General features: G+C 50.1%; 20 protein-coding genes. All 20 read right to left on the minus strand.

The window, feature by feature from the left end; translation table 11 throughout:
* Nucleotides 1-212 precede the first annotated feature (212 nt).
* A complete protein-coding gene (locus tag AC0YOA_RS04655; RefSeq protein ID WP_475785617.1) occupies nt 213-806 on the minus strand; it encodes a YdeI/OmpD-associated family protein in 594 nt (197 codons plus the stop codon).
* Between the two features lie 314 nt (nt 807-1,120).
* A complete protein-coding gene (locus AC0YOA_RS04660) occupies nt 1,121-1,543 on the minus strand; it encodes a DoxX family protein (RefSeq protein WP_475785618.1) in 423 nt (140 codons plus the stop codon).
* A gap of 275 nt (nt 1,544-1,818) precedes the next feature.
* The gene (locus tag AC0YOA_RS04665) at nt 1,819-2,730 is read right to left on the minus strand and encodes an aminoglycoside phosphotransferase family protein (RefSeq protein ID WP_475785619.1); all 912 of its coding nucleotides are present in this window, start codon (nt 2,728-2,730) and stop codon (nt 1,819-1,821) included.
* A gap of 74 nt (nt 2,731-2,804) precedes the next feature.
* The gene (locus AC0YOA_RS04670) at nt 2,805-4,217 is read right to left on the minus strand and encodes a sensor histidine kinase (RefSeq protein WP_475785620.1); all 1,413 of its coding nucleotides are present in this window, start codon (nt 4,215-4,217) and stop codon (nt 2,805-2,807) included.
* Between the two features lie 3 nt (nt 4,218-4,220).
* Nucleotides 4,221-4,928, minus strand: coding sequence for a response regulator transcription factor (locus AC0YOA_RS04675; protein WP_475785621.1), 708 nt, complete (start codon nt 4,926-4,928; stop codon nt 4,221-4,223).
* Nucleotides 4,929-5,054: 126 nt separating this feature from the next.
* Nucleotides 5,055-7,238 (minus strand): M1 family metallopeptidase, encoded by a 2,184-nt coding sequence (locus tag AC0YOA_RS04680; RefSeq protein WP_475785622.1) that lies wholly within the window; start codon nt 7,236-7,238, stop codon nt 5,055-5,057.
* A gap of 31 nt (nt 7,239-7,269) precedes the next feature.
* Complete coding sequence (locus tag AC0YOA_RS04685) at nt 7,270-7,629, minus strand: YxeA family protein (RefSeq protein ID WP_475785623.1); 360 nt, start codon at nt 7,627-7,629, stop codon at nt 7,270-7,272.
* A 14-nt stretch (nt 7,630-7,643) separates the two neighbouring features.
* Entirely contained in the window at nt 7,644-9,575 is a 1,932-nt protein-coding gene (locus AC0YOA_RS04690; protein WP_475785624.1) for an FtsX-like permease family protein, read from the minus strand.
* Nucleotides 9,562-10,329, minus strand: a complete 768-nt coding sequence (locus AC0YOA_RS04695) for an ABC transporter ATP-binding protein (protein WP_475785625.1) — start codon at nt 10,327-10,329, stop codon at nt 9,562-9,564. The genes AC0YOA_RS04690 and AC0YOA_RS04695 overlap by 14 nt, the downstream gene beginning before the upstream one ends.
* Nucleotides 10,330-10,631: 302 nt before the next feature.
* Nucleotides 10,632-11,732 (minus strand): protein kinase family protein, encoded by a 1,101-nt coding sequence (locus AC0YOA_RS04700; protein ID WP_475785626.1) that lies wholly within the window; start codon nt 11,730-11,732, stop codon nt 10,632-10,634.
* 131 nt (nt 11,733-11,863) lie between these two features.
* Nucleotides 11,864-12,511, minus strand: coding sequence for a nucleotidyltransferase domain-containing protein (locus tag AC0YOA_RS04705; protein ID WP_475785627.1), 648 nt, complete (start codon nt 12,509-12,511; stop codon nt 11,864-11,866).
* A gap of 373 nt (nt 12,512-12,884) precedes the next feature.
* Nucleotides 12,885-13,610 carry a Stf0 family sulfotransferase gene (locus tag AC0YOA_RS04710; protein ID WP_475785628.1) on the minus strand — a complete coding sequence of 242 codons (726 nt, stop codon included), beginning with the start codon at nt 13,608-13,610 and terminating at the stop codon, nt 12,885-12,887.
* Nucleotides 13,611-13,794: 184 nt separating this feature from the next.
* Nucleotides 13,795-15,927 carry a GMC family oxidoreductase gene (locus AC0YOA_RS04715; RefSeq protein ID WP_475785629.1) on the minus strand — a complete coding sequence of 711 codons (2,133 nt, stop codon included), beginning with the start codon at nt 15,925-15,927 and terminating at the stop codon, nt 13,795-13,797.
* 208 nt (nt 15,928-16,135) lie between these two features.
* Complete coding sequence (gene pyrH / locus AC0YOA_RS04720; protein WP_210039652.1) at nt 16,136-16,873, minus strand: UMP kinase; 738 nt, start codon at nt 16,871-16,873, stop codon at nt 16,136-16,138.
* 212 nt (nt 16,874-17,085) lie between these two features.
* Complete coding sequence (locus AC0YOA_RS04725) at nt 17,086-17,922, minus strand: nucleotidyltransferase domain-containing protein (protein WP_475785630.1); 837 nt, start codon at nt 17,920-17,922, stop codon at nt 17,086-17,088.
* 314 nt (nt 17,923-18,236) lie between these two features.
* Nucleotides 18,237-20,030 (minus strand): ABC transporter ATP-binding protein, encoded by a 1,794-nt coding sequence (locus tag AC0YOA_RS04730; RefSeq protein WP_475785631.1) that lies wholly within the window; start codon nt 20,028-20,030, stop codon nt 18,237-18,239.
* A complete protein-coding gene (locus AC0YOA_RS04735) occupies nt 20,027-21,778 on the minus strand; it encodes an ABC transporter ATP-binding protein (protein ID WP_475785632.1) in 1,752 nt (583 codons plus the stop codon). The genes AC0YOA_RS04730 and AC0YOA_RS04735 overlap by 4 nt, the downstream gene beginning before the upstream one ends.
* Nucleotides 21,779-22,259: 481 nt before the next feature.
* Nucleotides 22,260-23,462, minus strand: a complete 1,203-nt coding sequence (locus AC0YOA_RS04740; protein ID WP_475785633.1) for a macrolide family glycosyltransferase — start codon at nt 23,460-23,462, stop codon at nt 22,260-22,262.
* A 211-nt stretch (nt 23,463-23,673) separates the two neighbouring features.
* Nucleotides 23,674-24,681, minus strand: a complete 1,008-nt coding sequence (locus AC0YOA_RS04745; protein ID WP_475785634.1) for an SDR family oxidoreductase — start codon at nt 24,679-24,681, stop codon at nt 23,674-23,676.
* 234 nt (nt 24,682-24,915) lie between these two features.
* The gene (locus AC0YOA_RS04750) at nt 24,916-25,593 is read right to left on the minus strand and encodes an AlkZ-related protein (RefSeq protein ID WP_475785635.1); all 678 of its coding nucleotides are present in this window, start codon (nt 25,591-25,593) and stop codon (nt 24,916-24,918) included.
* Between the last annotated feature and the right edge of the window lie 84 nt (nt 25,594-25,677).

A 25,677-nucleotide genomic window follows, 5' to 3' on the forward strand; every position in this document is an offset into this window, starting at 1 on the left:
GTCGTGATCTGATTATATCATCGTGTCTGTTTATATGCAATATAAAAGAACCTGATAAAACACTCAGGTTCTTTTTTGTTTTTCCGCTATCATAAGTCACATCAAAAACCATGGTTCGAGCCGAACTCCGTCACCGCAGCCTAAGGAAATCCTTGAATTGGGTCGGGCAGAATGAGGGATCTCATGCACCGTGCTTTTGCAACAAAGGTATACTAATCATCTAATCCCTTTCCATCGAGGATATTCACAATATATTTTTCAACCCTTGATTCTCGAGTTTTGGATTGCTTGGGTGTAGAAAAATGCAAAATATATGCTCTTTGCCGTCCCGGCGTCAGTGCTTCAAAAGCCGTTTTTAAGTCGGGGATTTCAACGAATTTATTATCTAATTCTTCAGGTATGATATATTCCGTATTCTTTTTATAGTTCACTTGCAAGCCGGCCTTCTCAACTTCAATGGCTTCATCAATATATGCTTTCAACATAAGCTGCATTTCTTCGATATCTTGAACCTTGGTGAACCGAATCTGGCGCGCTGCCTGAACATTCTCCGTTTGTTGGATTAGGATCCCATGGGGATCTTTTAACAACGCGCCTTTGTGAAACAGAAGCGCGCAGTAATCCTTAAAACCATGGATCAAAACGATGTTTTTATTGTCAACCGTGTAACAAGGATGCATCCACTTAAAATCCTCGGTCAGCCCGCAGTCAAGAACGATTTCTCTCAATAGCTCGAATTCTTCCTTCCACTTCTTAAGCTTGTTAAAATAAGGATCAATCTTAGGATTCCTTTCACCTTTTATCATAATGATACCCCCTTCAGTTTTTTGTTTTAACTTGCTTGATTGCTGTCCGATAAATCAAAAGCCGTGGTTCTCAAGGGCTTCACACGCCCCTTGTCGCCAATACCTTTTCAAGCTTGCCGCACCATTTACTCCAGTGTCCGACGACGGGCTCAAAATCATTTTCTCATTCCATTACCTGACCATTATGGATGTTGACCACCCACTTGGCAAGCTTGCTTGTTGCAGCTGGTTGTTCTCGCTCACAACACCCTCTCCATTCTGTTGTAGAAATCTATTGGTGGTACCAATGGACAGCCGTTAATTTCACCGCCTCCCTAAAGTTTGCGGCTCTTCGGACGCAGCGCCCACGAGGCGATATTTAGTGCAGCGTATGAAAGCGGAAGAAAAATGTTAAACCCGTAATCACCATAATCATCAGCAAACACATGAGATAAAGCCGCACCAGTCATTAAAAAGAAGATACCAGCGTGAGCCCATTCTTTAAGCTGAGGAACACCCGGCACGACGAGAGCGATGACTCCAAGCACTTTCCAAATCCCGAGAATGGTCAAGATGTATAATGGGTAACCAATATTCGTCACTAACTCGACGTTTCCCCCATATCGCATCAGTTGCCCGATACCGCTTAACATAAGAGCTGCTGCGAGCAGTATTGTGACTGACCAATAAGCAAGCATTTTTCCTCGGGGCTGGATTTGTAGTATCGCGGTTGTTTCCTTAACAATGATCGTACTCATTTTGGTTCCTCCTCATAATGGTTGATTCAAGCGAATTATTTTCCTGCTCCAAACTTTTCAAATGACCAGCTTTTAATTGGACACCATATGGTGACGATTTGATTATAGGACACCATTAAGTGTCATGTCAACACATTTTTAAGTTCCGCTGAAAACGTCTGTAAGCAATGTGCGACAACATTTTATGCCATTTGGTTGTTTGACTGCATGTTAAAAAGCCTTGGCGCGATAATGCCAAAGCTTTTGATCACGACTCCATTCTTTTCGGATAGATCTCAATCCAGGCATTTGGCAAAGCGCTCTGTAATTTGGATGCCTTTGTGCCAGTCCGTTCCTCCGTCTTCAATCGTCCAGCATGCCTCAAGCACACCTCGCGCCACACCCCACATCGCAATTCGGCGAGGGTCCAGGCCGAGTCGATCGGCCATTATCGCAATCCGGCCCCGCAGAAGCTGCTCGCAGTTGCCGCCCCGATCCTCATAATTAAGCAGATACTGGATAGTATCAAAATGGATGTCACCCATGATGCCCTTGGGATCAATGACAACCCATTGCTCTTCGCCTTGGCGAAGGATGTTTTCATGATGCAGATCGCCATGCAGCAGAAGATTCTCACTCGTGGTCGTTATGAGATACGCCAGACATTCTTCGGCATTTTCCACCCAGCTCGCAGGCAGTGGCGCGGCAATGTTCACATCATCGAATCGCTCTCTATATCGCTCGATTGCCGCGAAATGCTGCCTCATAGACGGGTACACACTCCCGGTTGGTGCAGGAAGGTGAAGACGGCGAAATACTTCGCAAAAGAGATCCGTCGCCTGCGCATCATCCTGAATTGATGACAACGGTGTGCCAGGGTCGGCACCTTCCAGCAGGGCCACGCCCCACTCCTCGTCTGCATCCAGGACATGAATCGCACCCCGGCCCTCATAGGCTCGAAGCACACTGACTTCCCTAGAAAGCTCATCTTTCATAAAGGATGATTTAAGAACGGCTGGCTTCCCGTTGCTGCGCTTTACTCTAAGCACGAAATTATAGGATAAATTGGCAAATGGAGCTTCTGCGATAAAGTTGAAACGGCTTTCACAGTCGGCAATCAACCCGGGCAGCGCCTCCGACCATGTTACGCCTTGCTCACCGTGGAGTTCGTGCATTCTTTCAATAAAATTATCAGGGATCACAATCATGCCCAATGTCTCCTTTCAGAGAGTTGTCTGCTTCTTCTCTTCTTCGACATGAGGTATTGTAAAATCCTGTTTCGCTACGGCAAGTTCAACCGGATTTCAATGCGGGTTCCCAGGTGAGATGCGCTGCTGACCTGAATTTCTCCTTTATGCGCCACAACGATGTCATTCGTAATGGCCATGCCCAGACCGGAGCCTTTATGAAGCTCGCCTGTGCTGGTGCCACGGTAATATCTGTCAAAGATGCGTTCAATTTCTTCCTCCTTGATTCCTTTTCCGTTGTCCTCGACACGGATGACGGCATCGCTCCCGCTTGTCTCCACGCTTACTTGAATGTGCACGGCTTCGTCGTTATGGACGATCGAATTATAGATCATATTGGCGACCGCCCTCCGGATCAGTATACCGTCCACTTCCGCGACGATAACATCGTCGCTGCAGTGAAAATCGATATTGCGGCTCGCGTACATGGCATCGTTCAGGATGTCAATGACGATATTCCGGACAAGACTGACGATATTTACATTTTTCAGTTTGACCGCAAGCTCTTTATTCTTCAAACGGGTGGACAGGTTCAGGTCCTCGATGACCTCCTTCAAATACAGCGATTTCCGTTCAATGATTTCTGCATATTCCCTTATTTCCTCGATGGAGAATTGATAGTCCCTGTCCTTGATCATCTCCGCGTATCCTTGAATGGAAGCCAAGGGCGTTTTGATGTCATGCGAAATATTGCCGATCCATTCTTCCTTCATCCGATCCAGCTTTTTTCTTTCGATTTCGTTGGCCTGAAGCTCACTGGAAAGCAAATTGACGTTCAGAAAAACGTCCTTGTATACACCCTCGGGCCTATACTGGACCTTATAATTTTTATTCGCCATACGCTTGATGGCCTCGATCAGCACATACAGCGGCTGCGTCAGACGTTTGCTGAACAGATAGCCGATGAACAGCGCAATCAACCCATCGAGGATAATCAGAACGAGGCTGCCGTTTTTCAAAATTTGACCGCTGTTGCGGATATCGAGCGCTACTACCACCCGCCGCAGATTTGGATCTTTAAACCCGATCAAGTAGCTGTAGCGAAGATTCTGAACCTTTTTTTCCCCCACAAAAACCGTTGAAAGGTAGTTAACTTCCAAGTATTTGTAAATATCTATAATATCCAGCGGCGTATATTTGGTCTTTGCCCCCTCCGGAGCGCGGTAGCTGTACAGCTGCCTGCCGTCTTCATCCAAAACCTGAATCCATGCCTGATGGCGGACGAGAAGCTCCTTTCCCCCGTCCGAGACCGAGATTCCGGACGGCGAAACCGCAATATATTGCCCGAAGGAACGGGTCATCGATTCGGCGGAGTTCCCTTCTGTCTGAGCCAGAAAGCCGCTGTTCATCACCAGCAGCGTGATAACCGCCGTGATGTTCATGACGATCACAATGACGACAATGAGTACGATGGATACGAGGTATCTGCCGGTCAACTGCCATTTCATCGGTTAATCACCCTCTACGGCCAGTTTATATCCCAATCCCTTAACCGTAACCAGATACCGCGGATTGGAGGGATCGTCTTCGATTTTTTCCCGAAGCCTTCGGACGTGAACCATCACCGTATTGTCGAATCCGAATAACTCCTCGCCCCACACATGGTCATACAGGCTTTCCTTGCTTATAATCCGGTTTGGATGCTTGAGCAGATAGGTAAAGAGGCCAAGCTCCTTCGGCTTCAATTCAAGGAGCATTCCGTTCTTTTTTAATTCGACTTTTTGCTCATCCCATTCAAACGGTCCTGCCTTGATCAAATGCCCCGTATTCTCCCCTTCCAAAGAGAAATCCTCTCTCCTGAAGCGGGCCTTGATCCGGTAGGCTACTTCTTTCGGACTGAACGGCTTGGTAATATAGTCATCGCCGCCGATCGCGAAGCCCAGAATTTTATCGATCTCTTCGGTTTTTGCCGATAAGAAGAAAATGGGTACATTGGAGACGCTGCGAATTTTTTTGCATACGTCGTACCCTTCTCCGTCCGGAAGCATGATGTCCAGAACGACAATATCCGGCTGCCTTCTCTGAAATTCCAGCCAAGCCTCTTCCGCCGTAGCCGCCGTGTATACGTGTCCGATCCGTTCCTTGATCAGTACCGTTTGCAGCAACCTTACAATGTCCGCCTCGTCGTCCACAATGAGCACCTTATGATTGAGCGTCAAACCGTTCACAGCCTCCTTGCCTGGGGTCGGATTCGCTGCCGCGGCAGACAAACCCGACACATACCCTCATATTACCCTCCCAACAGGTTACTATACAAATGTCCGGCCGCAAGTGGTATGCCTTTGCTACTCTGCGAAAAATTTCGAAATGGGGTTGACAAGCTTCTTTTCCGAGATGATTTTTCCCGTCTTTCCCATTTCATAATATTGATAAAAATCGGACGTAAAGTTGAAGACCTTCGACATCTGCGCCGCAATCGGCCCCGCGGCTTCCCCGCTTAATTTATCCTGGTTCCAATAAAAATGGAGCAGCAGGCGATCATGATTATAGGGGTGCTTGATAATATAGGCCCCCGCCGTTTCCGGCTTGCTCATCCTGTCTTTCCAGGCATACCCGATGTCCCCGGAATTTTGGATGATTCCTGGCTTAAGCGCTTGAATAAGCCCGTTCGACTCGGCATTGCCGATGGCGATAATATTGCTGGCCGCCAGTTCTTTTCCCATTTCGCTTTTCAACTGCCGGCGGCCCGTGATGACCTCGGGCTGAATTCCGAAGATGGCCAGCATGCTTTTCAGATCGGTGACGAACTTTTCCTGCCCGTTATTATCGCCCGCATCGTCGCTTAAGACGATGGCCAGCGGTTCCCCCTGCAGCGCCTTGCTTATGATCCGGCTCATTGTTTCAAAGGGAAGATCCGGCACTTCCAGGGAAGATTCGTATGCCTGCTGGAAAACATTATGGGTGTATGCGGCTTTCTCTGCGTCCGAGAGCCGGTATTCCTGCTTCAGAACAAAGTTCGGTTCATGCACAGACTTGTCCATCTCATCGGCCGCCGCGCTCCCCAATGTATCCTTAACCGTCTGCAAAAGCCCGTCAATCGATGCGTTTTTATATTCGTACCTATTGAAATATTCCTTCATGAACGCATCGAACTTCTCTTCGCCCACCATGCGGTACAGCTGGTAAATCGCCTGCCGGCCTTTCACATAAAAGACCGGATTCGCCAAATCGCCAACTTCGCTATTGGATGAGGTGATGGGCGCATCGAAGGACGATTCATCGAATCGGACAGCTTGAAAGCCGCTTAAGGCATCTCCCTGTTTCTCAAAAAAATAAGCGCTGGAAAAATCGGCAAAGCCTTCATCCAGAAACGATTCCTTCTCCGAGTTGTTGCCGATTAGTGAGTGGAACCACTGATGCGCGATTTCATGGACGAATACCGTATCTTTCGCCGGCTCAGCATTGCTCTGCAGCATGCCCATCTGAATAATCCGGGAAAATTCGACCGCGGCTCCTTCAACGTACGACTCGGCGATCCGGAATTCGGGATACGGGTATTTGCCGTACTTTTCGTTAAAAAACCCGATTGCTTGAAAGACTTGATCGATATACCGGTCTACAAGCTTTTTCTTATCCGGCTGATTGTCGAAATAATAATATTCGATGTTCAACCCGTCCCTCGTCACGCTCTCCACCTTATAGTCAGGACTTGCAAAAAAGACGAACTCCCGGGTGTTTGCAGCAGCGGCGGTTACGGTTTTTCGCCCTGCTTCTTCCCGGTCCTCCTCGGTGTTAATCGTTCCCGGCATCAATACTTGATACGATTCCGGCACATTGAGATGTACCTGGAAGTCGGAGGAAATGTAATAGTCGGATTCGAATGTTGTGCTGTATGGCGCCCGATCCCATTGATGCGTGCCATCATTATAGATGGACATAACGGGAAACCAGTGCGCTCCATTGATGATGTCCTTATAATGCGACAAGCGCTCCTGGCCATACGGAATTGTGACATCGAAGCTGACCTGCACGCTCGCCGCCTCGCCCGGCTTAAGCTCCTGCTCCAACTGAACAGTGAACGCCTGATTGGCATTTTTGTATGTCAAAGGCTGACCATCGGCAGCCACCTCCTTTATGTCGATGCCGCCGAGAAAGTCGTCGGGCTTCAATGCCGGATTATTCTTCAGAATCTCTTCGTTGCTGTTTGCAAAAGTCGCCGACTGGGTGGATGCCGAGCGATTGGCGTCGGCATACGTGTGAAAGGCCAATTCCCGCAATGTATCCTTCGACGTATTCCGGTACGTGACTGTTTCACTTCCCAGGATATGCATATTCTTCTCATCCAGCCGGGCATCGATCCGGTATTGAACAGGCGCGGGCACCTCGGCGATATTAACGGCTTGCCGGGCAGCCGCTGCCGGCTCAGCCGAAGCGGTCCCTGCAGCGGCGGCGGGGAAAGCCGCAAGTGTGAATACAATGGAATAAGTCACGGCTTTTCGGGTTGCGGACGCAAAAACTGTTTTTTTCATTTTCAGCTCTCCTTATGATCAAAATTCCGTATTAATGTCCTTCCAGCTCCCGCTTGGCCGGCTCCGGCAGCTCTTGCGCCTGAACCTCCTGATAGGAGCTCGCCTTGCCGCCTTTCAGATATACGCGCAAGTAAGCATCCTTGCGCAATTCTTTGTTTGCGGTAAATATAACGTTCTTCTCTTTGCCGTCCTTGTCGAAGCCGTCCACCGTATATTGGTAATACACATAGGTCATGCCGTCGTCCGCTTTATCTTCCATTTTCATGCCTTTGCCGACTTGGACGTAATATTGGTCGGTGCCCAGCCTGTTCAGATTCACGTTTTGAAGCAGCAGGACGGATCCGAACAGCAGGACAAGTACGGCTATAATCGTGATTAGGAAAGCTTTCATCACCAATCGCTCCTTTAGTTGAAGTTCATTACGATTCTGCAGTAGGCTTTCACCGTAAACAAATAGTAGATGAGATAAATACACGTATAGACCCCCATGCAGATGGCAACCGGGATGACCAAGCCCGACTGCATCAGATGGGACACTGCAGATAAGGCCGCCGCACAGTGAGTAATTCCGGCAACCAGCGGCAGGGCAAAAATAAACCTGACCTGTTTGGCGACCGCGCGGCGGATCTCTTTTTTATTGAAGCCGATCTGATATAAAATCCGGTACCGCGCTTTATCCGAATTCGCTTCGGTCAATTGCTTGAAGTAAATGATGCTGCCTGTCGCCGCCAAGAAGACAAGGCCCAGGAATCCGCCCATAAACATGATCAGGCCGGTCGATTGCATTCCCAGGGAGTAATCGCTGTAAAAGCTTGTGAAATTGGCTTTCTCCGTCAGAATGCCCTCCAGCTCCTGCGTCAGCGGCTTGGCATTGTCCTGGCGGGTGATGCCGTAAGCCTCGACGGTCGTTGCCGGGGACTTGGTCTTCAGCTTCGCATACATTTCATCGCTGACGACGATAGTGAAGTACACCGTTCGCTGGTTCAGAACATTGTATTTCTTCAGTTCCTTGAAGGTCAGCTTATCGCTCCCCCCGCTTTCATTCAGTGTAATGGCTGAACCTGTGTATGCCGGTGAGATGCCGTCGATATACACCGGGTCCAGCGCGGCGGCTTCGTCCGCCTGCAGGCTTAACGAATCGTTCCGCCCCTGGAGCTTGGCGAGCCGGTTGAACTCCCGATTGGACAGCACGGTGAAGGTTTGCTCGTCAGAACCGCCGGTCTTGTACAGTTCCGAAGTATCGGCATCCTCCTGAAGCAGCGGAATGGACTCATGGTAGCGTACGTGATGATCCGGAGAATGCCGGATCGCGTTATCCGCCTGACCGGTGACGCCGATGTCCGTATCCACAAACATGATGCTGTTTGGGTTGGCCTGTGAGACAGAGCTCCGGTTGTTGTAATACAAGCTGTACGCAGTGCCGACTGCCGTGAGCGTGGTTGCGCTCAGTACCGCAATGACGGTCAGCATCCGGGCGTTGCCCTTCATCCGGTACAGCAGCTGGGACGTCCCGATCAGGTTGACGCCCTTCCAATAATGCCGCTTGTTGCGTCTGGACAGCTTCAGCCAGGTAACAGTCACCGTATTGAACAGCAGATACGTTCCGATAATCACCGCTACCAATATCGAGAGCAGGGTGATCATGAATCCCAGCGCCATCCACGCATCCGATTGAAGCGGATTTTGCAAAGCCAGCCAATAGCCGCCTCCGATCAGGATGAGAGAAAGCACTGCGATCGCCACAGAAGCCTTTGGTTCATCCTCGCGCTGCCGGTCCGCATAAAACAATTCCACTAACTTGAACCGGTAAATCAGCCGATAACCTTGAATTGAAGTAAACAGTATAATGATCATAAACACGATGAACGTGTTGATGACGGCGTCGGAAGAAATGGAAAAGCCGGCTGCGGCGTCATAGCCCATCGCTTTCATCAGAATCATGACGAAAAACCGGCTGAGCGCGGAGCCGAGTACAATCCCCGCTGCAAGCGCGAATAGGCTCATCACAATATTTTCGTAAAACAGCATGAGCCCGATTTGCTTTTTGCGCATGCCGAGCAGGGCGTACAGCCCAGCCTCCCTTTTGCGCTTCCGCGTGAAATACGAATTCGAATACCAGATAAATATGGCGACGAATACGACCAGCACGACTGCCGCGCCGCTGAAAGCGGACCTGATCTGGATCGGTCCGTCCGATACCGACTGAATCGTGCTGTCGTATTTTAAGGACACAAAGGTAAAGTAAATGACAATGCTGAAAATCATGGAAGCAAAATAGAGAAAATAATGGGCGAAATTTTTCCGGATATTTTTTCCGGCGATTTTAAACAACGTCATGATACCCACCTCCGAGCGACGCCAGCACTTCCAGTATGTGCTGGAAAAAATCTTTGCGCGTCCCCTGACCCTTATGAAGCTCCCTAACGAGCCGGCCATCGTTTATAAAGAGGACCCGCTGGCAATAGCTGGCGGCGTAGGCGTCATGAGTCACCATCATAATGGTTGAATGCTCGGACAGATTGAGCTCCTGCAAACTTTCCAGCAGGCCGGTCGCCGATTTCGAATCGAGTGCGCCGGTAGGCTCGTCCGCCAAAATGAGGCGAGGCTGCGCAACCATTGCCCTCGCCGCCGCCGCCCGCTGCTTCTGCCCTCCCGAAATCTGATACGGATACTGGCCGAGAATATGAACGATACCGAACGTATCCGCGATTTTGCCCACCCGCGCCTTGATCTCCGCCGGCGGGACTTTGGACAAGGCGAGCGGAAGCAATATATTTTCCTGTACCGTCAATGTATCAAGCAAATTATAATCCTGGAAGATAAAGCCCAGCTTATTCCTCCTGAAATCGGACAGCTCCGCCTCGCTCATGGACACGATATTTTGGCCGTCGATCGTGATTTTGCCGGAGGTCGGCGTATCGATGGTCGAGAGAATGTTCAGCAAGGTCGATTTCCCCGACCCGGAAGGGCCCATCACCCCGACGAATTCCCCTTCCTTTATATCGAGGTCGATGCCCTGCAAGGCCGGATATTCATTTTCTTTGGTTCCGAACGTCTTTTGCAAATCAACAGCCTTCAGAATGGTTTTCATTTGACTATCTCCTTAAAGAAATGAATTATGTCGCTAAACTCATCGTAACAGCCCCACCTTACAGGATTTTAATCCGAACCTTACATAAACCTTAAATATGTACCGCATACTAATCACTTGAAGCGCATCGTCAATCATGAGAAAGAGAATAGCCGCATCAGAACAAAAAAAAGCCGCGGATTTCGCGGCCTTTCTGGGGTTATTATGAATGTTCTGCGGTCATTAAAGCTGCCACAGTCTGCCTGGTTGCTAAGCAAAAGGTCTGCACGCGGCAGACCTTTTTATTAAATTATCATGCCCGGTTAGCTCAATCCCGGCTCGAACCCGATTGTTGCACAGATACGTTGAATCTCCTTGACTGGAAATGGCGTAGTTCTGCTCACCGAAACGAGCTTCGTGTAGAAATCATTCATCACTAAGGCTATTGGAGCATACCGCTTGATAATCCCGGCTGCTGAATCCATCACCGCTGGCGACTCGTTACCCTCAACAAATTGGCGTATGAAGTTTATACGTTCTATTTGATTCACAGTACCGCCTAAGGCCGTTACAAGCCAGTTCACAAGCTCTGTTACCACATAACATCCATCATGAGCCTTATTCAATTCGAGAAACTCCAATTCGCAATCGGACAACTCAAACAAAGAAGAAGTTGCAAGACCGAAGTCCGAAATATAAACACGGTGTCCGTCGGTTAAAACGTTTCTAAAGTGAACATCGAAATGTAGTAACCCATTCACATTCATGAACGAGACAGCAGACCGCAGGTTGGAATCCACCAATCTAAATGCTGAGGTGGCTGCATCCTCACCAATAGCGACTTGTTCTGTAAGCCAGTCGTGCAGGTTATGGGGGATGTACTCGCAGAACAGTACAACACTGTCCACGGATTGCTCAATTGCCTCGATACGATCCCGCACTGCCTGGGAACCCCAAAACTCAACCATACGGGAAACATCTCTCAGTTCCTCCGGGAGTGGCATACGTCGTTTCGGATTGTGCAACACCCGCCAGTGATACATTAACGGAAAGCTCTCACACTGTTTCGCCAGCACCCAGTTGGTGGTCATGGTGTGGGCGGCGACCTCTCGCCAAACTCCACCACCTGGTGAACCTAAGCCATAGTGGCAAAACGGAGGGAGTTCAAACGCGTTTCCAGTAGACATGACATTCCGGGTGCGTCTTTCTAATTCCGTAAGCGGTACTATTTTCACGAAGATGGACATGTTTTCAAGTTGCAACAACGCCGTTGTGCCACCGATGCCTGTACTAAGAACCGCAGCATCTTCCACTCGCTCTCGAAGCCGTTCATCGCTGAGCAACGATAAGGCAGTGGACACATCGGCATAACGGACAAGTCGAGTTTCGTGAGACACATAAAGCTCTGTCATGGATGATTTCATAGGGATATCTATCCTTCCGCTCGAATGTCGTGATTTGACGTTTGACCTATTAATTCTAAAAAATGGAGCAGCTGCTTCACACTATCGTACCCGTTTGATAATAGCAGCAACAAGCAGTTAGGTTATACAATTTATAGAAATTTGACCCAGGCATGACCTTCTGGAAATTGCCGGTTTAAAGAAGATTTCAGCCATGCTTTTTCTTGTGGTAGAAGTGACGGAAGCATGGTTTGGAAATCATTATAATCCTTTTCGCGTACTTGCGAACCACCCGCTTTATGGAGAAGCTGGATTTCAGGTCTCAAATAAGGTATGCCTTCAACAGTTCTCAAAAAAATTTCATCAAGTGGTCTTCTAACTGATTTATCCCTCTTATAAATCCAAGAATTTTCTTCGGCATCAATTATCATTATTTGAAAAGCCCAAGGCGTCTCGCTGCTCTTACTAATCCATATGTCATTTGTCGAGTTCAAATATTCTCCATCTTCCCAAAGATCAAGCTTACCATCCTCCGCCTTGTATAACTTCCAATCACGTTTTAAATACTGATAGGCGGTTAATTGCTCATCTCGAATGATAATAACATCAATATCGCTATGTTCCCTTGTTTGCTTGCATAGATGCAAATCTAAAGCCCAACCTCCAGCGATACACCAATAAAGAGGCATGTCAGAAAATATTTTATTTATTTCCGTCACAGTTATTGGCATCCAATTACTTATATCCGTCCTCAAATCCATTCCTCCCTTTTTACTTTTACAGCTTTTAGGTTTCTCCATCCTGCGCTATCCCGCCTGTTACTTCAACAAACGAAAAGGAAAACGAAAAGGAGCTGCCGTACGGCAAGCTCCTCACTAACGTGCCCAGTCAGCTCAATCACGACAAATTAATGTTTTGCCATTTTTGATTGCAACAAACCTTCCTCACCTTGTTAATTTAGATAATACCTCGCCAATATTACTCCACTCATATATAAGGAGATTCAATTCATTACCGGCAATTGTTATCATCTCTGATTTAAATAAATTGGCACCATAATATTCGTAGAAATAACGGGTTTTATTATCTTCTAATACCTCAACAAAGACTCTATTGTAGCCGAGTTCTTCAAATTGAAGAAAAAGTTCTTTAAAAGTTGCTTGCTCAATGAAATCACCAGGCTATGTTGTCCCAGCCCACTTGCCGCTCCTTGCGAAAACGTTGTACCCAGATTTCAGCGATATCATCGGCGATTGGGTCGTAGAAGGGAGAAGCGACCTGAACAGAATCCGTCGATATGTTCAGGAAGCTCAAAACTTTCATAACCGTATCATTGTAGTTCCGGATAAAGTCTTCGTATACAATCGTCATGGGTACAATATGCTCTTCTGCGAAAAAAGCTTCCATGGCAGCTTCACGCAACGTGCACTCCACAAGCAAATGATTGATTGCATCAAAAGAGTACTTATCCACTATTTCCTCTTGATGCGGCTGAAAGCCATGTACCCGATGCCATTCACCGGTTACGATCGCTCTCCACCACGACACCGCGAGCCTCACTTTATTACGACGGGTCATGAAGATGTGTTTACAAGCCGGGAAAGCTTCTTCCCAAATCTTTGGCCCGGACAGCCCATCAGGCAGAAGTAACTCTTTTTGGAATGTACGCAACCATTCATCCAACTTGACTGACGAGATCTTGAGCCCGAATACGCCATTTGGAGTCATACCATTCTGCCACATTTGCCGTATGTCCTGGTAGCCGAATGTAGCGGGATCTGGTTTCGTCAGCCACTCCCCTGGAATTCCTGCTACCCCGGTCGATTCGAGTGCTTTATACAGCAAGGTACTTCCGGTCCGCTGTGAAAACCAGATTGTATAACTGAGTACAGGCTTCATTGAACATTCTCCTTAAGGGTTATTTCGTAGGAATACCAAAGCAAGACAATTCCTTGTCTGTTAGTATTCATACAAAAGCAGCGATGATGATTTGGTTCAAAACGGAGTACACGAACGAGGACACAGCAAACTGTCTCTGCCTTATTAGGTAAAGTGCCTTGGTCACGCATATCCCATCATCTCGCTACCCTTGTTTCACCAGATTTTCTGCCGTTCGGAAAGCCAAGGCAAGAATCGTCAACACCGGGTTAACGCCGCCATTGGTCACGTGCACAGAGCCGTCGCTCACCCAGAGATTGTCGTATCCATGTATGCGGCCAATGGGATCAGTGACGGATGTCGAAGGGTCATTTCCCATGCGCAGTGTACCCGCCTGATGCTGACCGGCACTAAGCCCACCACCTGGCCGAGTTCGCCATACCTCGCTTGCGCCGGCGGCCCAGAGCCACTTCTCCGCTTGCTCAGCCAGCATGGCTGAAGCTCGAAGAGACTCGGGATGGACACTTCCGGAGAGTTGGGCTGCAGGTATGCCAAAGCGGTCCTTGACCGTCTTCGATAGCCGCACTCTGGACTCGGCGCTCGGGATCTCTTGAATGGGTCCCTGAATTTGGCTGGTGCGCAGGTAACTCTCGCGCATCGTGTCCTTGCCTGCGCTCCCCCATCGTGCAGCATCCGGCGCAAGCGCCCGATACCAGTGAATAAGCGGCAGCCGAGTAAACTCGTTAGCAAGCAATCCGCCCCCGATAATACCGCCTTCGTTGCGATGGTCAAAACGGAAGGTGGCAATACTCACCCCCGGACCAAGACCATCTTGAACCGGTTCATCAAAGAGGCCGTAAGCGCCGGAATAGACATGGCCTTGAAGGTTTCTTCCTACTTGTCCGTTCCGATTGCCGATTCCATGCGGTTCCGAAACGCTTGCCGAGTTGAGAAGAAGGCGTGCGCTTTCGATGGCTCCGGCAGCAACCACAACATGCCCGGCCCGCACTTGCCGCCGCTGGATAGCGCCGTCCAATTGCTGCACAAGATGAACCCCGGTGGCATGTCTTCCTCCCTCGGTATCGATGCGCTCTACTGTGGTATCGCAGATCAGATCGCAGTTGCCGGTAGCAACAGCCCTTACCAACATCGTATTGTGACCGCCATTCTTACTGTTGGTCGGGCAGGCAAATCCGACACACTGGCCGCACCGGCCGCAAGCCGGCCGACCGTCCCGGTCGATGGAGTTGATGAGGAGAGGCACCGGCCCCGCTTCCCATCCCAGCTTTTCTGCCGCCCGGGCCAGGCGTTCTGCTTCCAGCGTACGCGGCAGCGCCGGCATTGGATAAGAGCGTTGCCGCATCCCGCGTCCAGGGTGGGCATTCCCATCACCGGAGACGCCGACTTCCCACTCGGCACGCATGTAATAAGGTTCGAGCTCCTCATAGCGAATCGGCCAATCGCTTAGCGAACTCCCGTCTGGTATCCCATAGCGACTTGCCATACGGAAGTCATCCGGATGAAATCGCCATGCCTGCGCCCCGTAGATCCGTGTTCCTCCACCCAGCGTCATTGCGTTATTGTGATAATCGCCTTCAAAGGGCGCCGTGATCCGCTCGTCTCCGCCCGCCAATAGAATTGTGCGGGGGTTGCCTTCCAATCCTGGCCCCGTGTTATGGCCATACTTGCTGAAACGATGGTTACGCAAGTGATCGCTGCCTACCTGACTGTATTTAAGCCAGCTTCCGCGCTCAACGACAAGAACGTGAAGTCCGGATTCAGCCAATACAGCCGCCGCTACCGATCCGCCGGCCCCAGCTCCGACAATGATAACATCATACCGGTCAAGAAGTTGATCGAGGTTTTTTTGCGGCAGATCGGTTTCCGTGGCCGGCACATGGCTTTCGGATATGGGGCCTGGGCGAAATCCGATCATGTCCCAAGACTTCCCTTCATTATTCCCGCCCGCCTCAGGACTGCCATAATAGCCTTCAATGACCAGACACAATAAAGTGTCAAAGAAGCGTTTAGACGAAACAGGCCAGTCCCGGAAGGAATCATGCTCGGCGTCGTGGAGCAATCTATCTTTCTCATGAGACGGCAGTTCCGAAAATGGTTGGTTATGGAGAGCTGATGCTTCTGCATCCAGTGCGCGAAGTCCGGGTTCTATCACATCCGTCCAGGCAGCAGCATCCTGTGCGGCACTACGTTTCAGGTATGTCAGGACTCCACCGCCGGTCGCCGATGGCCATGCATCTTCCGGAATCATCCGGTCGGCAACCGCTTTCAAAATCAGAGAGGCCTCGCTCGTAAAATACTTCTGATCGCCATTCTTCATCTAACTTCCACCACCCCATGATATTCAGCAGCATCATATTGACTCACCCTCATGAACACTCCCTCTTTTTCTATGTCTATGAAATACAGCTTACTATCCATATTATACTTTTCATAGAGTTGTTCAAGTACTTTCCATTCCTTGTCCAAAAACATAAACGGGCGTCTTCGTCGTACTTGAGAAGAAACCCGTGGCAACAATATTCTATTCATTCCAATTCCAGAACTGATTCACCGCTAATGATCGTTCCGATGTTTTCCCCTTCACAAATTTCTTTCATTGAGCCAGGCTTGTCAAAGTTGAACACATACATTGGCAGATTATAGTCTCTTGCCAATATGAATGCCGACTGATCCATCACCTTCAAGTTATGTTGTAAAACATCGTTGTAATGAAGGGATTTGAACTTTCTGGCATTTTTATCGTACTTTGGGTCTGCATTGAGAACGCCGTCTACGCCTTGTTTTGCAACTAAAAGCGCTTCACAATTAACTTCAATCGCTCTTTGTACCGAAGGATAGTCAGTTGTTACGTAAGGCTGGCCGTTTCCTCCCGCAAAAATGACAATGTACCCCTTTTCCAGATGGTGAACGGCCCTTAGTCTGATATACGGCTCGGCAACTGATGTAATCGGTATTGCTGTCATTACTCGAACTTCTTTATTTGTTTTGGCCTTCAGTACTCCACGGAGCATTAAACTATTGACAACAGTTGCAAGGGTACCGATGTTGTCAGCTTCTGCTCTTTCGATTCCCCAACTTTCCGCCATATTTCCCCGAAATATATTTCCGCCGCCTATAACCAAGGATACCTCTACACCCAGGTTCACAACTGACATAATTTCATTAGCGATGTAATCCAATCTTTCCGGCGCAAAACCGAATTCAGTATTTCCTGCGACTGCTCCGCCACTTAATTTAATAAGCACTCTTTTGTATTTCGTCATCATTACACCTCCATAAAAATAAAAAACACTAAAGCGATGAACGCTTTAGTGATCTAATGAAATGAGAATATGAAAATGTAAAATGGATTGGCTTCTGTTTTACTCTCATATCCCCACTCCTTCCGGAAATTTTTCGTCATTTCATTTTATACATAATGACTGTAAAAATCAATGAATTTTAATTGAGTTGTTCGGCGGTATTAAAGAACGATTCAAGAAATCTTCGTTTTGTAGACATTGTTACTCTCCGTGTGAATCAGGCGAAGCAGTTCGACTAGGTCATGCATCCGTTTCAATTGCGAAACATATTCTCTTGAATGCTCTCCACGCTTGATCGCGATGGCCTCGCGGATAAGTCCATGCCAACGTTCGGGTAATCGTGTAAGGCCATACTCGCCGGCACCAATTTTACTGGTCACGTCATGCTCTCGAATCGTATAAAATTGCCGCAGCATGCCGAGGGTGCACCATTCAACTGCAAAGTCATTCCGTTCCATTGAGACTGCCTGCTCAGTCATACCCGGCGAATTAAGTTTTTTCTCCAATTGGTCAATCCATCCGGCCCAATATGAATTCATATTTTCAATAACGTATTGGGTGAGCTCATCAGATGACAGCTCATAATTGAAGGACATAGGCTGGCCATACACACAGATGCCATGTCTTTGAAGAATCCACCATGTGACCGGATTTAAATCCCCGTCCCCGTCAGATTGCATTTTTTTATCGAAATATGTGGGGACGGGAGAGATCGCTCCGACGGACTTACCCGCATCCTCCCGCTGGATATAAGCGCCCATAATATCCATTCCAGAGAGCGCTGGTTCAACATCCTCGTGCGCTTCCATAATCAATCGGATGTCAGACGGCGTTAACGGTCGGTTAACAAATACGAGAAAGTCTATATCGCTTGAGCCTTCAATAAAAGCATTGAGAGCGGTCGAGCCATATACATAAACGGACTCTACAGTATCCGGTATCCGGGTTTCCAGCGATTCGCATAACTTCCGCATTGATCGATTAACAGCTTCCGGTAATATTTCAGTCATTTCGATATCACTCCCTGTTAAAAAATATCTATTAAATATTTGCGAAAATGATGACTTTATTGTAACAGGGAATATCTATCACATTCGTCTGTATTGCGTACCTGGCGGCACACGGATTTTAATTCGGCTGCCTGCGGCAACAATTGCGAACACAAGAATTTGGCCCGATTCCCGATTCCCCTCTTTCTCTTTTTACTTTGTTCGTTGAAGAAAGGCAGCCGATCCATCTGACCGGCTGCCTCATATAATGAGCTATTATGTCCCGTAAGATACGCCTGGGCTTAAGCGCTTGTAGGCATCCAGCCATTCGCACCTCACGCCGGCTGTTCGGCTTCTTCTTCCTCGGCATCCGCTCTCGACTCCTCGCCCTGCCACAGCAGCTGCATCTCCGCGCTGGTCGCCAACAGTTCGGACAGCGAGCCCTCGGCTTCGATCCGTCCGTCCTTCATCACGAGGATATGGTCGGCACGCGCCAGCGCTGCTCTGCGATGAGACACCGCGATACAGGTCACATCCCGTTCCTGGAACAGCCGCTCCCACAGAACCTTCTCCGTCTCGACGTCTAGCGCGCTAGACAGATCGTCAAAGAGGAATACGTCCGACTGCGTCATGAGCATCCGAGCCGTGGCGGCACGCTGAATCTGTCCGCCGGAGAGCATGACACCGCGGGGGCCGACGAACGTCTCGAGCCCGTTCTCCAACGTTCGAAGGTCCTGCTCCATTACGGCCATACGGATGACGCGGTCCAGCGCGTCCGGCGGGACGGGACTGCCTTGCGTGATGTTCTCGACCAGAGTGTCGCTGAACAGCCGCGGCACTTGAGGCGTATAGGACGTCCTCGGCGGCTTCAAGTAGGCAGCCGGGTCTTCTATCAACCGCCCATTCCATAGGATGGTGCCGTCTGACTTCGGCAGGAGGCCGAGGAGCGTGCGGACGAGCGTTGATTTGCCCGAGCCGATCCGGCCGGTGACGACCAGGAACTTGCCGCGCTCCAGGCGGAAGCCGACGTCCCGGATTCCGTTCTTCGAGTTCGGATACGTATAGGACAGGCCCCGAACCTCCAGGCTTTGCAATCGATCGTCCTCGCTCGCGACCGTGGCTTCGATCTCCGGGGGATCGCCATACAGATGGATCTCGCTATGATCCGCGATGCGGTCCTCCTCTCCCGGACGGAACAGAATCCGCATCCGGTCGAGCGCAACGCGCAGGCGCTTGTGTTGGAAGACCATGTAGCCGAATAGTGAAACGCTGAACGCGAACGTGCTCAGATAGGAGGTGAAGAGAGCGATATCACCTACGGTGAAGCGGCCCTCCTTCATCTCCGCGGCGCACATCAGAAGGATGACGCCAGTGCAGATGCTGAGCACATGCTGGTTCAGCGATATCATCCACTGCTTGAACAGATTGTCCCGCAAGGCCGCCTTCCGCCGGCTCTCGTTCAGCTGGAGGAACCGGTTCAGCACGTGATCCTCTGCCCGTCCGAGCTTCACAGCCTGCACTGCGCCGAACGTCTCCGCGATGAAGCCGGTGATCCGGCCGGTCGCTTCCCGGTTCAGCTGGGAATACCGTCTCGCCCGGTTGCCAGACAAGTTGTTGAACAACGTGACGATGACGAGCGGGAGGATGGCCACCATCGTAATCTGCCAATTGATGCGGGCCATGATCACGATGCAGGTGACTGCGTAGATCACGCGCCCCCAAAAGTCGACCCAGGACTCCACGTATTCAACGACTTCGTCCACGTCTTCCCGGAAGCGGGTCATCGCTTCCCCGGGAGAGGCCGGCAGATTGCGTCCGGGCCAGCGCATGATCCCGGCCAGCATATTGCGGCGCAGAACGGCTTGGAGGTGATAGATGTACGTCACCCATTTGAAAAAGGCGATAAAAAACATGCCGACTCTGGAGAATCGGATCAGCGCGACGACGATCAGCGGAAGCGCGAGCCATAGGTAATCGTGGGACTGGGTCGTCGCTCGGTCGAAGTACCATTTCATCCCAAGCCCGATGCCGACGGGCATCGCGTGGAAGAGCCCCCATAGCAGGCCATTTACAAGATATAGAACGGGGTTGTAACGAAACAATCTCCCCATGAATTGCGTGACGGTCATGCCAATTCCTCCTGTCGGTTGGCTCGCAGCAGCTGGGCATATTCCGATGACGGATCTTGCGCCAAGGCAGCTCTCGCGCCGAACTCGATGATGCGGCCTTGGCGCAGCACCATGATCTTGTCGACTTGGTCCAGCGTGGCCAGCCGATGGGCGATCACGATCCCCGTGCACCGCTCCAGCAGTTGATCCACAGCCGTCTGCAGGATCGCCTCCGTCGCGGCGTCAAGCCGCGAGGACGGTTCGTCGAGAATGACCAGACTCGGTTGGGTCAGGAACACCCGCGTCAGCGCGAACAGCTGCGCTTCCCCCGCTGAGAGCGATGCTCCTCCGGCGGAGAGGCGTGAATCCAGCCCTTGGGGCATCGCCTCAATCCAGGGCTGCAACCCGATCCGTTCGGTCGTCTTGAGGATCTCTTCGTCCGAGAGGTGCGGATTGAACAGCGTCAGGTTGTCGCGGAGGGTGCCGTCAAACAGCTGCACATCCTGGGTGACCATGCCGACCCTGCGGTACAGCGACTCCAGGCGCAGGGAACGGATATCCACCCCGCCTATCCGAATGACGCCGCTGTCCAAATTATACAGACGGAGCAGCAGCCGGCTGATGCTTGACTTGCCGCTGCCGGTCCGTCCGATGAGGCCCAGCCGCTCCCCCGGCTTCAGCTTGAAGCTGATGTCGTGCAGGATACGCTGATCCTCGTTGTAGCTGAAGTTCACCTGCTCGAACGACACGGAGAGCGGGCCTTGCGGCAGCTCGTCGTCATCGCCATCCACGATCTCGTTTCGCAACGAGAGCAGCTCCTGGGCGCGGCGCATGCCGGACTTCGCTTTCTGGAACTCCTGCAGCTGATCGCCGAGCTGTTCGATCGGGTCGTTCAGCATTTGGGTGTATTGAAAAAAGAGGAATAGCATGCCGAGCGTGATCTGCCCCTGCAGGAACAAGCGGACGCTAATCATTAGCACGATGGTGACGGTGACCGTGAACATCACAACCGTGACGTTCCAAGGCATGATTCGGAGCATCCAAGCCCTGCGGCCGGAGAGGAAGACCGACCGCATTGCCCGGTGATAGCGATTCATGAGATGCGGTACTCCACCGTTCGCTTGTACGTCTTCAATGCCTGCGATCCGCTCCTCGATAAGGCCGAAGAGGGCGGCATTCGCTTGGCGTTCCGATTGGGAGGCTTTCACGCCCATGTCACGGATTGCGATCATGACGCCGATGGATAGGCAGGTGAAAGCCGTCATCGTCGCGGCGATCGGCCAGTTATAGACGAACATATATCCGAGAATACCCGCGAGCAGGACGAAGCTGCCCACGATCTTGGCGATGAACATCGCGAAGAAGTTCGACATGTGGGTCACGTCTCCGTCGATTCGTTCAATCATCTCGCCAGGCGTCTTTACGTTGTGGAACCGCATATCAAGCCGTAAAGTGTGCTTGAGCAGGTTGGCCCGAATCTGGTTCGTCGCACGCCAGGAGACGTCATTCCCCAGGTAGTCGACCGATACCGTGAACAATTGATTGAGCACGGCAACGACAAGATACAGCCCTGCCAACGACAGCAGGCTGGAGACGCTTCCCGAGCCGTTCGCTTGGTCGATGAACCGTTGGACGATCTGCGGGTTCAGAAGCTGGAGCGCCGTCGTCAATAACAGCAAGAGCATCAGCGCGAGCATCCGCCATTTGACGGGACGCAGGTATTGGAGGAGCCAGGACATGGATTGTTTTGGTTTGCGTGTTTGCGGCATGGTGGCGGAGAGCCCCTTTCTGACTTAAAGCAATCGCGGCGTGACCGTGACCGTGCAGACGGGAACCTGGAGATGAAATATAAAAACTCCAGGCGAAACCGCCTGGAGCGAGGTACATGGGGGAATTAATGCAGACGCACGGCAGGGCCAGCCGATGGATACAAGCCTATGAAGTTGAATTGGATTGGGATAATTGGACTTGCCATCTTGGTGACCTCCTTTATTAGATCATTAATTGGAACTTGAATAAGGAAACTATATCATGGGCTTACGAATAGCGTCAACCAGAATCTGGATGATACTTTTTTTTCCTTAGTCATTTCCGTGCTTGAAACTGTTATTTTTTGTCTCATCTTTTGCGCTTGTGTCCAGATGCAAAAAAACCGCTTGCGCGGCTTTTTTGCATCATCAGTATTGCTTGCTCAAGAAACTTTGGAACTTGATCAATCTCCTTCGAACCCGGGATGCTAGACCGGCCGCTTTATAAGGCCGTAAGGTGCCGCCACTGCATAATGAGCTCCGCCGCTTTCCGCGCCCCTCCCGCTTCGCGGAAGGATGCCCCGATTTTGGCTGCCTGCTGCTTATACGATGGATCGCTCAGCAGCTTCTCGGCCGTTTCGCGCAGCTGCGCGGGAGAGATCTCGCTCAGCTTGAGCGCGATTCCCGCTCCCAGTTCGGCAACCCGCCCGGCCACGATCGGCTGATCCGCCGAGACCGGCACGACGGCAAGCGGCGTATCAAAGAACAGGCCCTCGCTCGAACTATTCATCCCGCCATGGGTAAAGAATACGTCGGAGTACTGCAGCACTTCGAGCTGCGGCACATAATTCCGGACGATAAAGTGATCCGGAATCGACGGGAGGTCGCTCAAATCCGTCTTTTTGCCGACGGACATCACGACGACCGCATCCAGATCCTTGAACGCCTCGAAACACATCTCGTAATAGGCCTTTTGCTGGTTAAATACGGTGCCCATGGAAATAAAGACGACCTTGCGCCCTTTCAGCTCATGCAGCGGAAAATCCGGCGCATCCGCGCGGTCGGCGATGGACGGCCCGACGAAATGAAACGAACCGTCGAACCGATCCGCTTTCGGTTGAAAATACGTCGAAGTATACACGATCGTCATGTCGACCGGGTGGCACATGATTCCCATCTGCTGCTTAAGGAAGCTGAGGTCCAATTGATACTGGGTCTGCATCTGCTTCGACCAGTCATCGATTTTGCCTCTAAATTCCGCAAGCTTGGCCGGCGGAATCAAATCCTTCATCGGATTTTCCCATTCGGGATGAAAGGCGAACGTCGTGCACGAGGCGATTTTTGGCACCTGCATTGTCTCGGCAAGCATCCAGCCGGCCAGAAAAATGTGATCGTAAATGACATAATCGTAGTTTTCGCGCTGCACCTGCGGCAGAATCGACTCGTACAGCCTCTCCGAGTTTCGCAGCAAAAACTCCATGAACATGAACGGGTCCCTGCCCGTTTGGCCGGCCTTGCTCAGCAGCTCTTCAACGAAATCCTCGTATATTCGGACTTCAGCTCCGGCTCCTTCCATTCGCTCCCTGAATTTTTCCGTGCAATAATACGTTACCTTCTCTCCTTTGCTTATAAGCTCCTTAACCAATCCTACCGTCGGGTTGACATGTCCTTCTCCGGGAAAACCAATGAATAAAACATTTCCCATGATCCATCACTCCCTTCCACCTAATGGTAGTCCAAGAAGGAAGGGAGAGTCAAAAAACGGTTCGCAAATATTTCTAAATTATGGTTAATTGAAGAAAAGTTCAATTTTCCGTCACATGATCGATTCCCGCGAACAGGTCTTTTAGCTTTGCAATATTCGCCCGTCCGGAATAATATTTTACTCGTCTGGACAAAGCTCCGGCGGCTTGTCTTTATAGCTTCGACAAAAACGCCTCGTAAGCCGCGATTAAATGATCCATTTTTGCGTTCAGCGCTACATCCACGGTTTGCCGTTCCGGATGCTCGCTGAAATAGGCAATGGATTGACGAATCCCGTGCTCGAACCTGGTTGTCGCCATGTAGCCGGGAACGAAAGCTTTGATTTTGCTGTTGTCCAGAACGTAGCTGTTGCACGTATCGCCGAATAATTGGCTTTTGAATTCCGGCATGGCAAGCGAGATGCATTCCGAGGTGATGTGAATGATGTTTGGTTCCGCACCGACCGCTTGGCCGATGATAGTCAAATACTGATCCCATGTTTTGACTTCATCGGAGGTAATGTGAAAAGATTGGCCGATGGCCTGCGTATTTCCTAACAGCCCTACCAGACCTTTTGCAAAATCGGTATTGTGGGTTATTGTCCAGAGCGAAGTGCCGTCGCCCGGAACTATAATCTTGTTTCCCTTAAGGATGCGGTCCACAAGCGTCCAGGGATGAGCCCCGCTTGAGATCGCAAATGGAATGCTGGTCGGGCCGTAAGTGTGGGAAGGCCTTACGATCGTGATGGGAAAACCCTGTTCCCGATATTCCTTGACAAGCCTTTCCTCACAGGCAATTTTATTGACGGCGTAAGGCCATCCGGGGTTGTGCTGAGGTGTGGATTCATCCAGGATGTAGTAGCCGGGGGGCCTCTGATAAGTAGCGGCCGTACTGATGAAAATATACTGATTGGTTTTTCCCGCGAACAGCTGAATATCTCGCTCAATGCCATCCGGCTCAAAAATGATCCAATTAACCACGACATCAAAATGCTGATTGTTCAAAAGTGCTTCCATTTCCGCACGGTTGTTGATATCTCCATGAAGTACTGTTGTACCTTCAGGCGCCAACTGATCACGGGTTCCCCGGGTTAACAAATAAAGATCAAAGCCCTTCTCGATCGCCAGTTTGGAAGCCGCCGAGCTAATCAGGCCGGTTCCGCCAATAAATAACACTTTCATCCTATACACGCTCCCGTCTGTTCGTTATGAGTGACTCTGACGGCCCGCACCTGCCACCATGGACCGCCGGGATGAGGCTGCACCCGCCCTTCTATTTCATTTTCGTTCTGTTGGGCACTCTCTATATCTGGAATAGTAAACTGTTCGTGATGGGCATATTCAATTCCTTTATTGGCTTGGCTCGGTATCCTCAGCACCATAGAAGTATGAGATAACTGATGGGTTCATTCTGAGCTATCTGCCCATTTCGAGTTTTAATTTTTTCAAGAAAAAAGTAAAGGATTTAGGGGAACATGTTCTTTTTAATTCCGCTATCAGCAGATTCTTTGCAGCCTCAACAGACACATAGTCTTTGCTTCCTTGAATCGAGCTCAACCATATTTCCGAAGGCTGGTAACACATACTGTTCCAGCCTGAATCATTATCACTCTGTTTTGCTGCTCCAGTGATGACTACATCGCCGTAATTCTGAAGTTCAACAAGTGATTTTTCATACTCTTTTTTGTCCTCTCTTGTATTCAATCCTGCCTCTTTCCGTAAATTCCGTGAATCAATATTCTCATGCTCACTCAAGACTTTATAGATTTGATAAGCTTGTCTTGAAATACTACCGTCATTGTATCTTTCATCTACCGTTTTGCCGGAGGTTAGGATGGTCCTGACTGCGGGAAATAAATGCGTATGAATAAAAGAGGCTTTTGTACCAAAAAACTTCCCATATGCAGCATGAGCGTCCTGGACAATACGAATTCGCCATAACCATGGATCCGTATCATTTCCTGTATGCCATTGATTATTTGCAGTTGCAACCGTCAACGATGGATATTCAGGAACAAAGTCCGAAAAGGGCAAAATCTTATATTTCTCTACCAATTGTACAAATTCTCCGTAATTTGATACTTTCACTGTCATCAGCACACCCTTCTTCCATTGAAACTTTGCGATACAATTCTATTAAATTCCCTGCGTGATCCCAGAAGTTTGCGTTTTCTATTC

This window comes from Paenibacillus sp. JT22N12 (assembly GCF_056269365.1).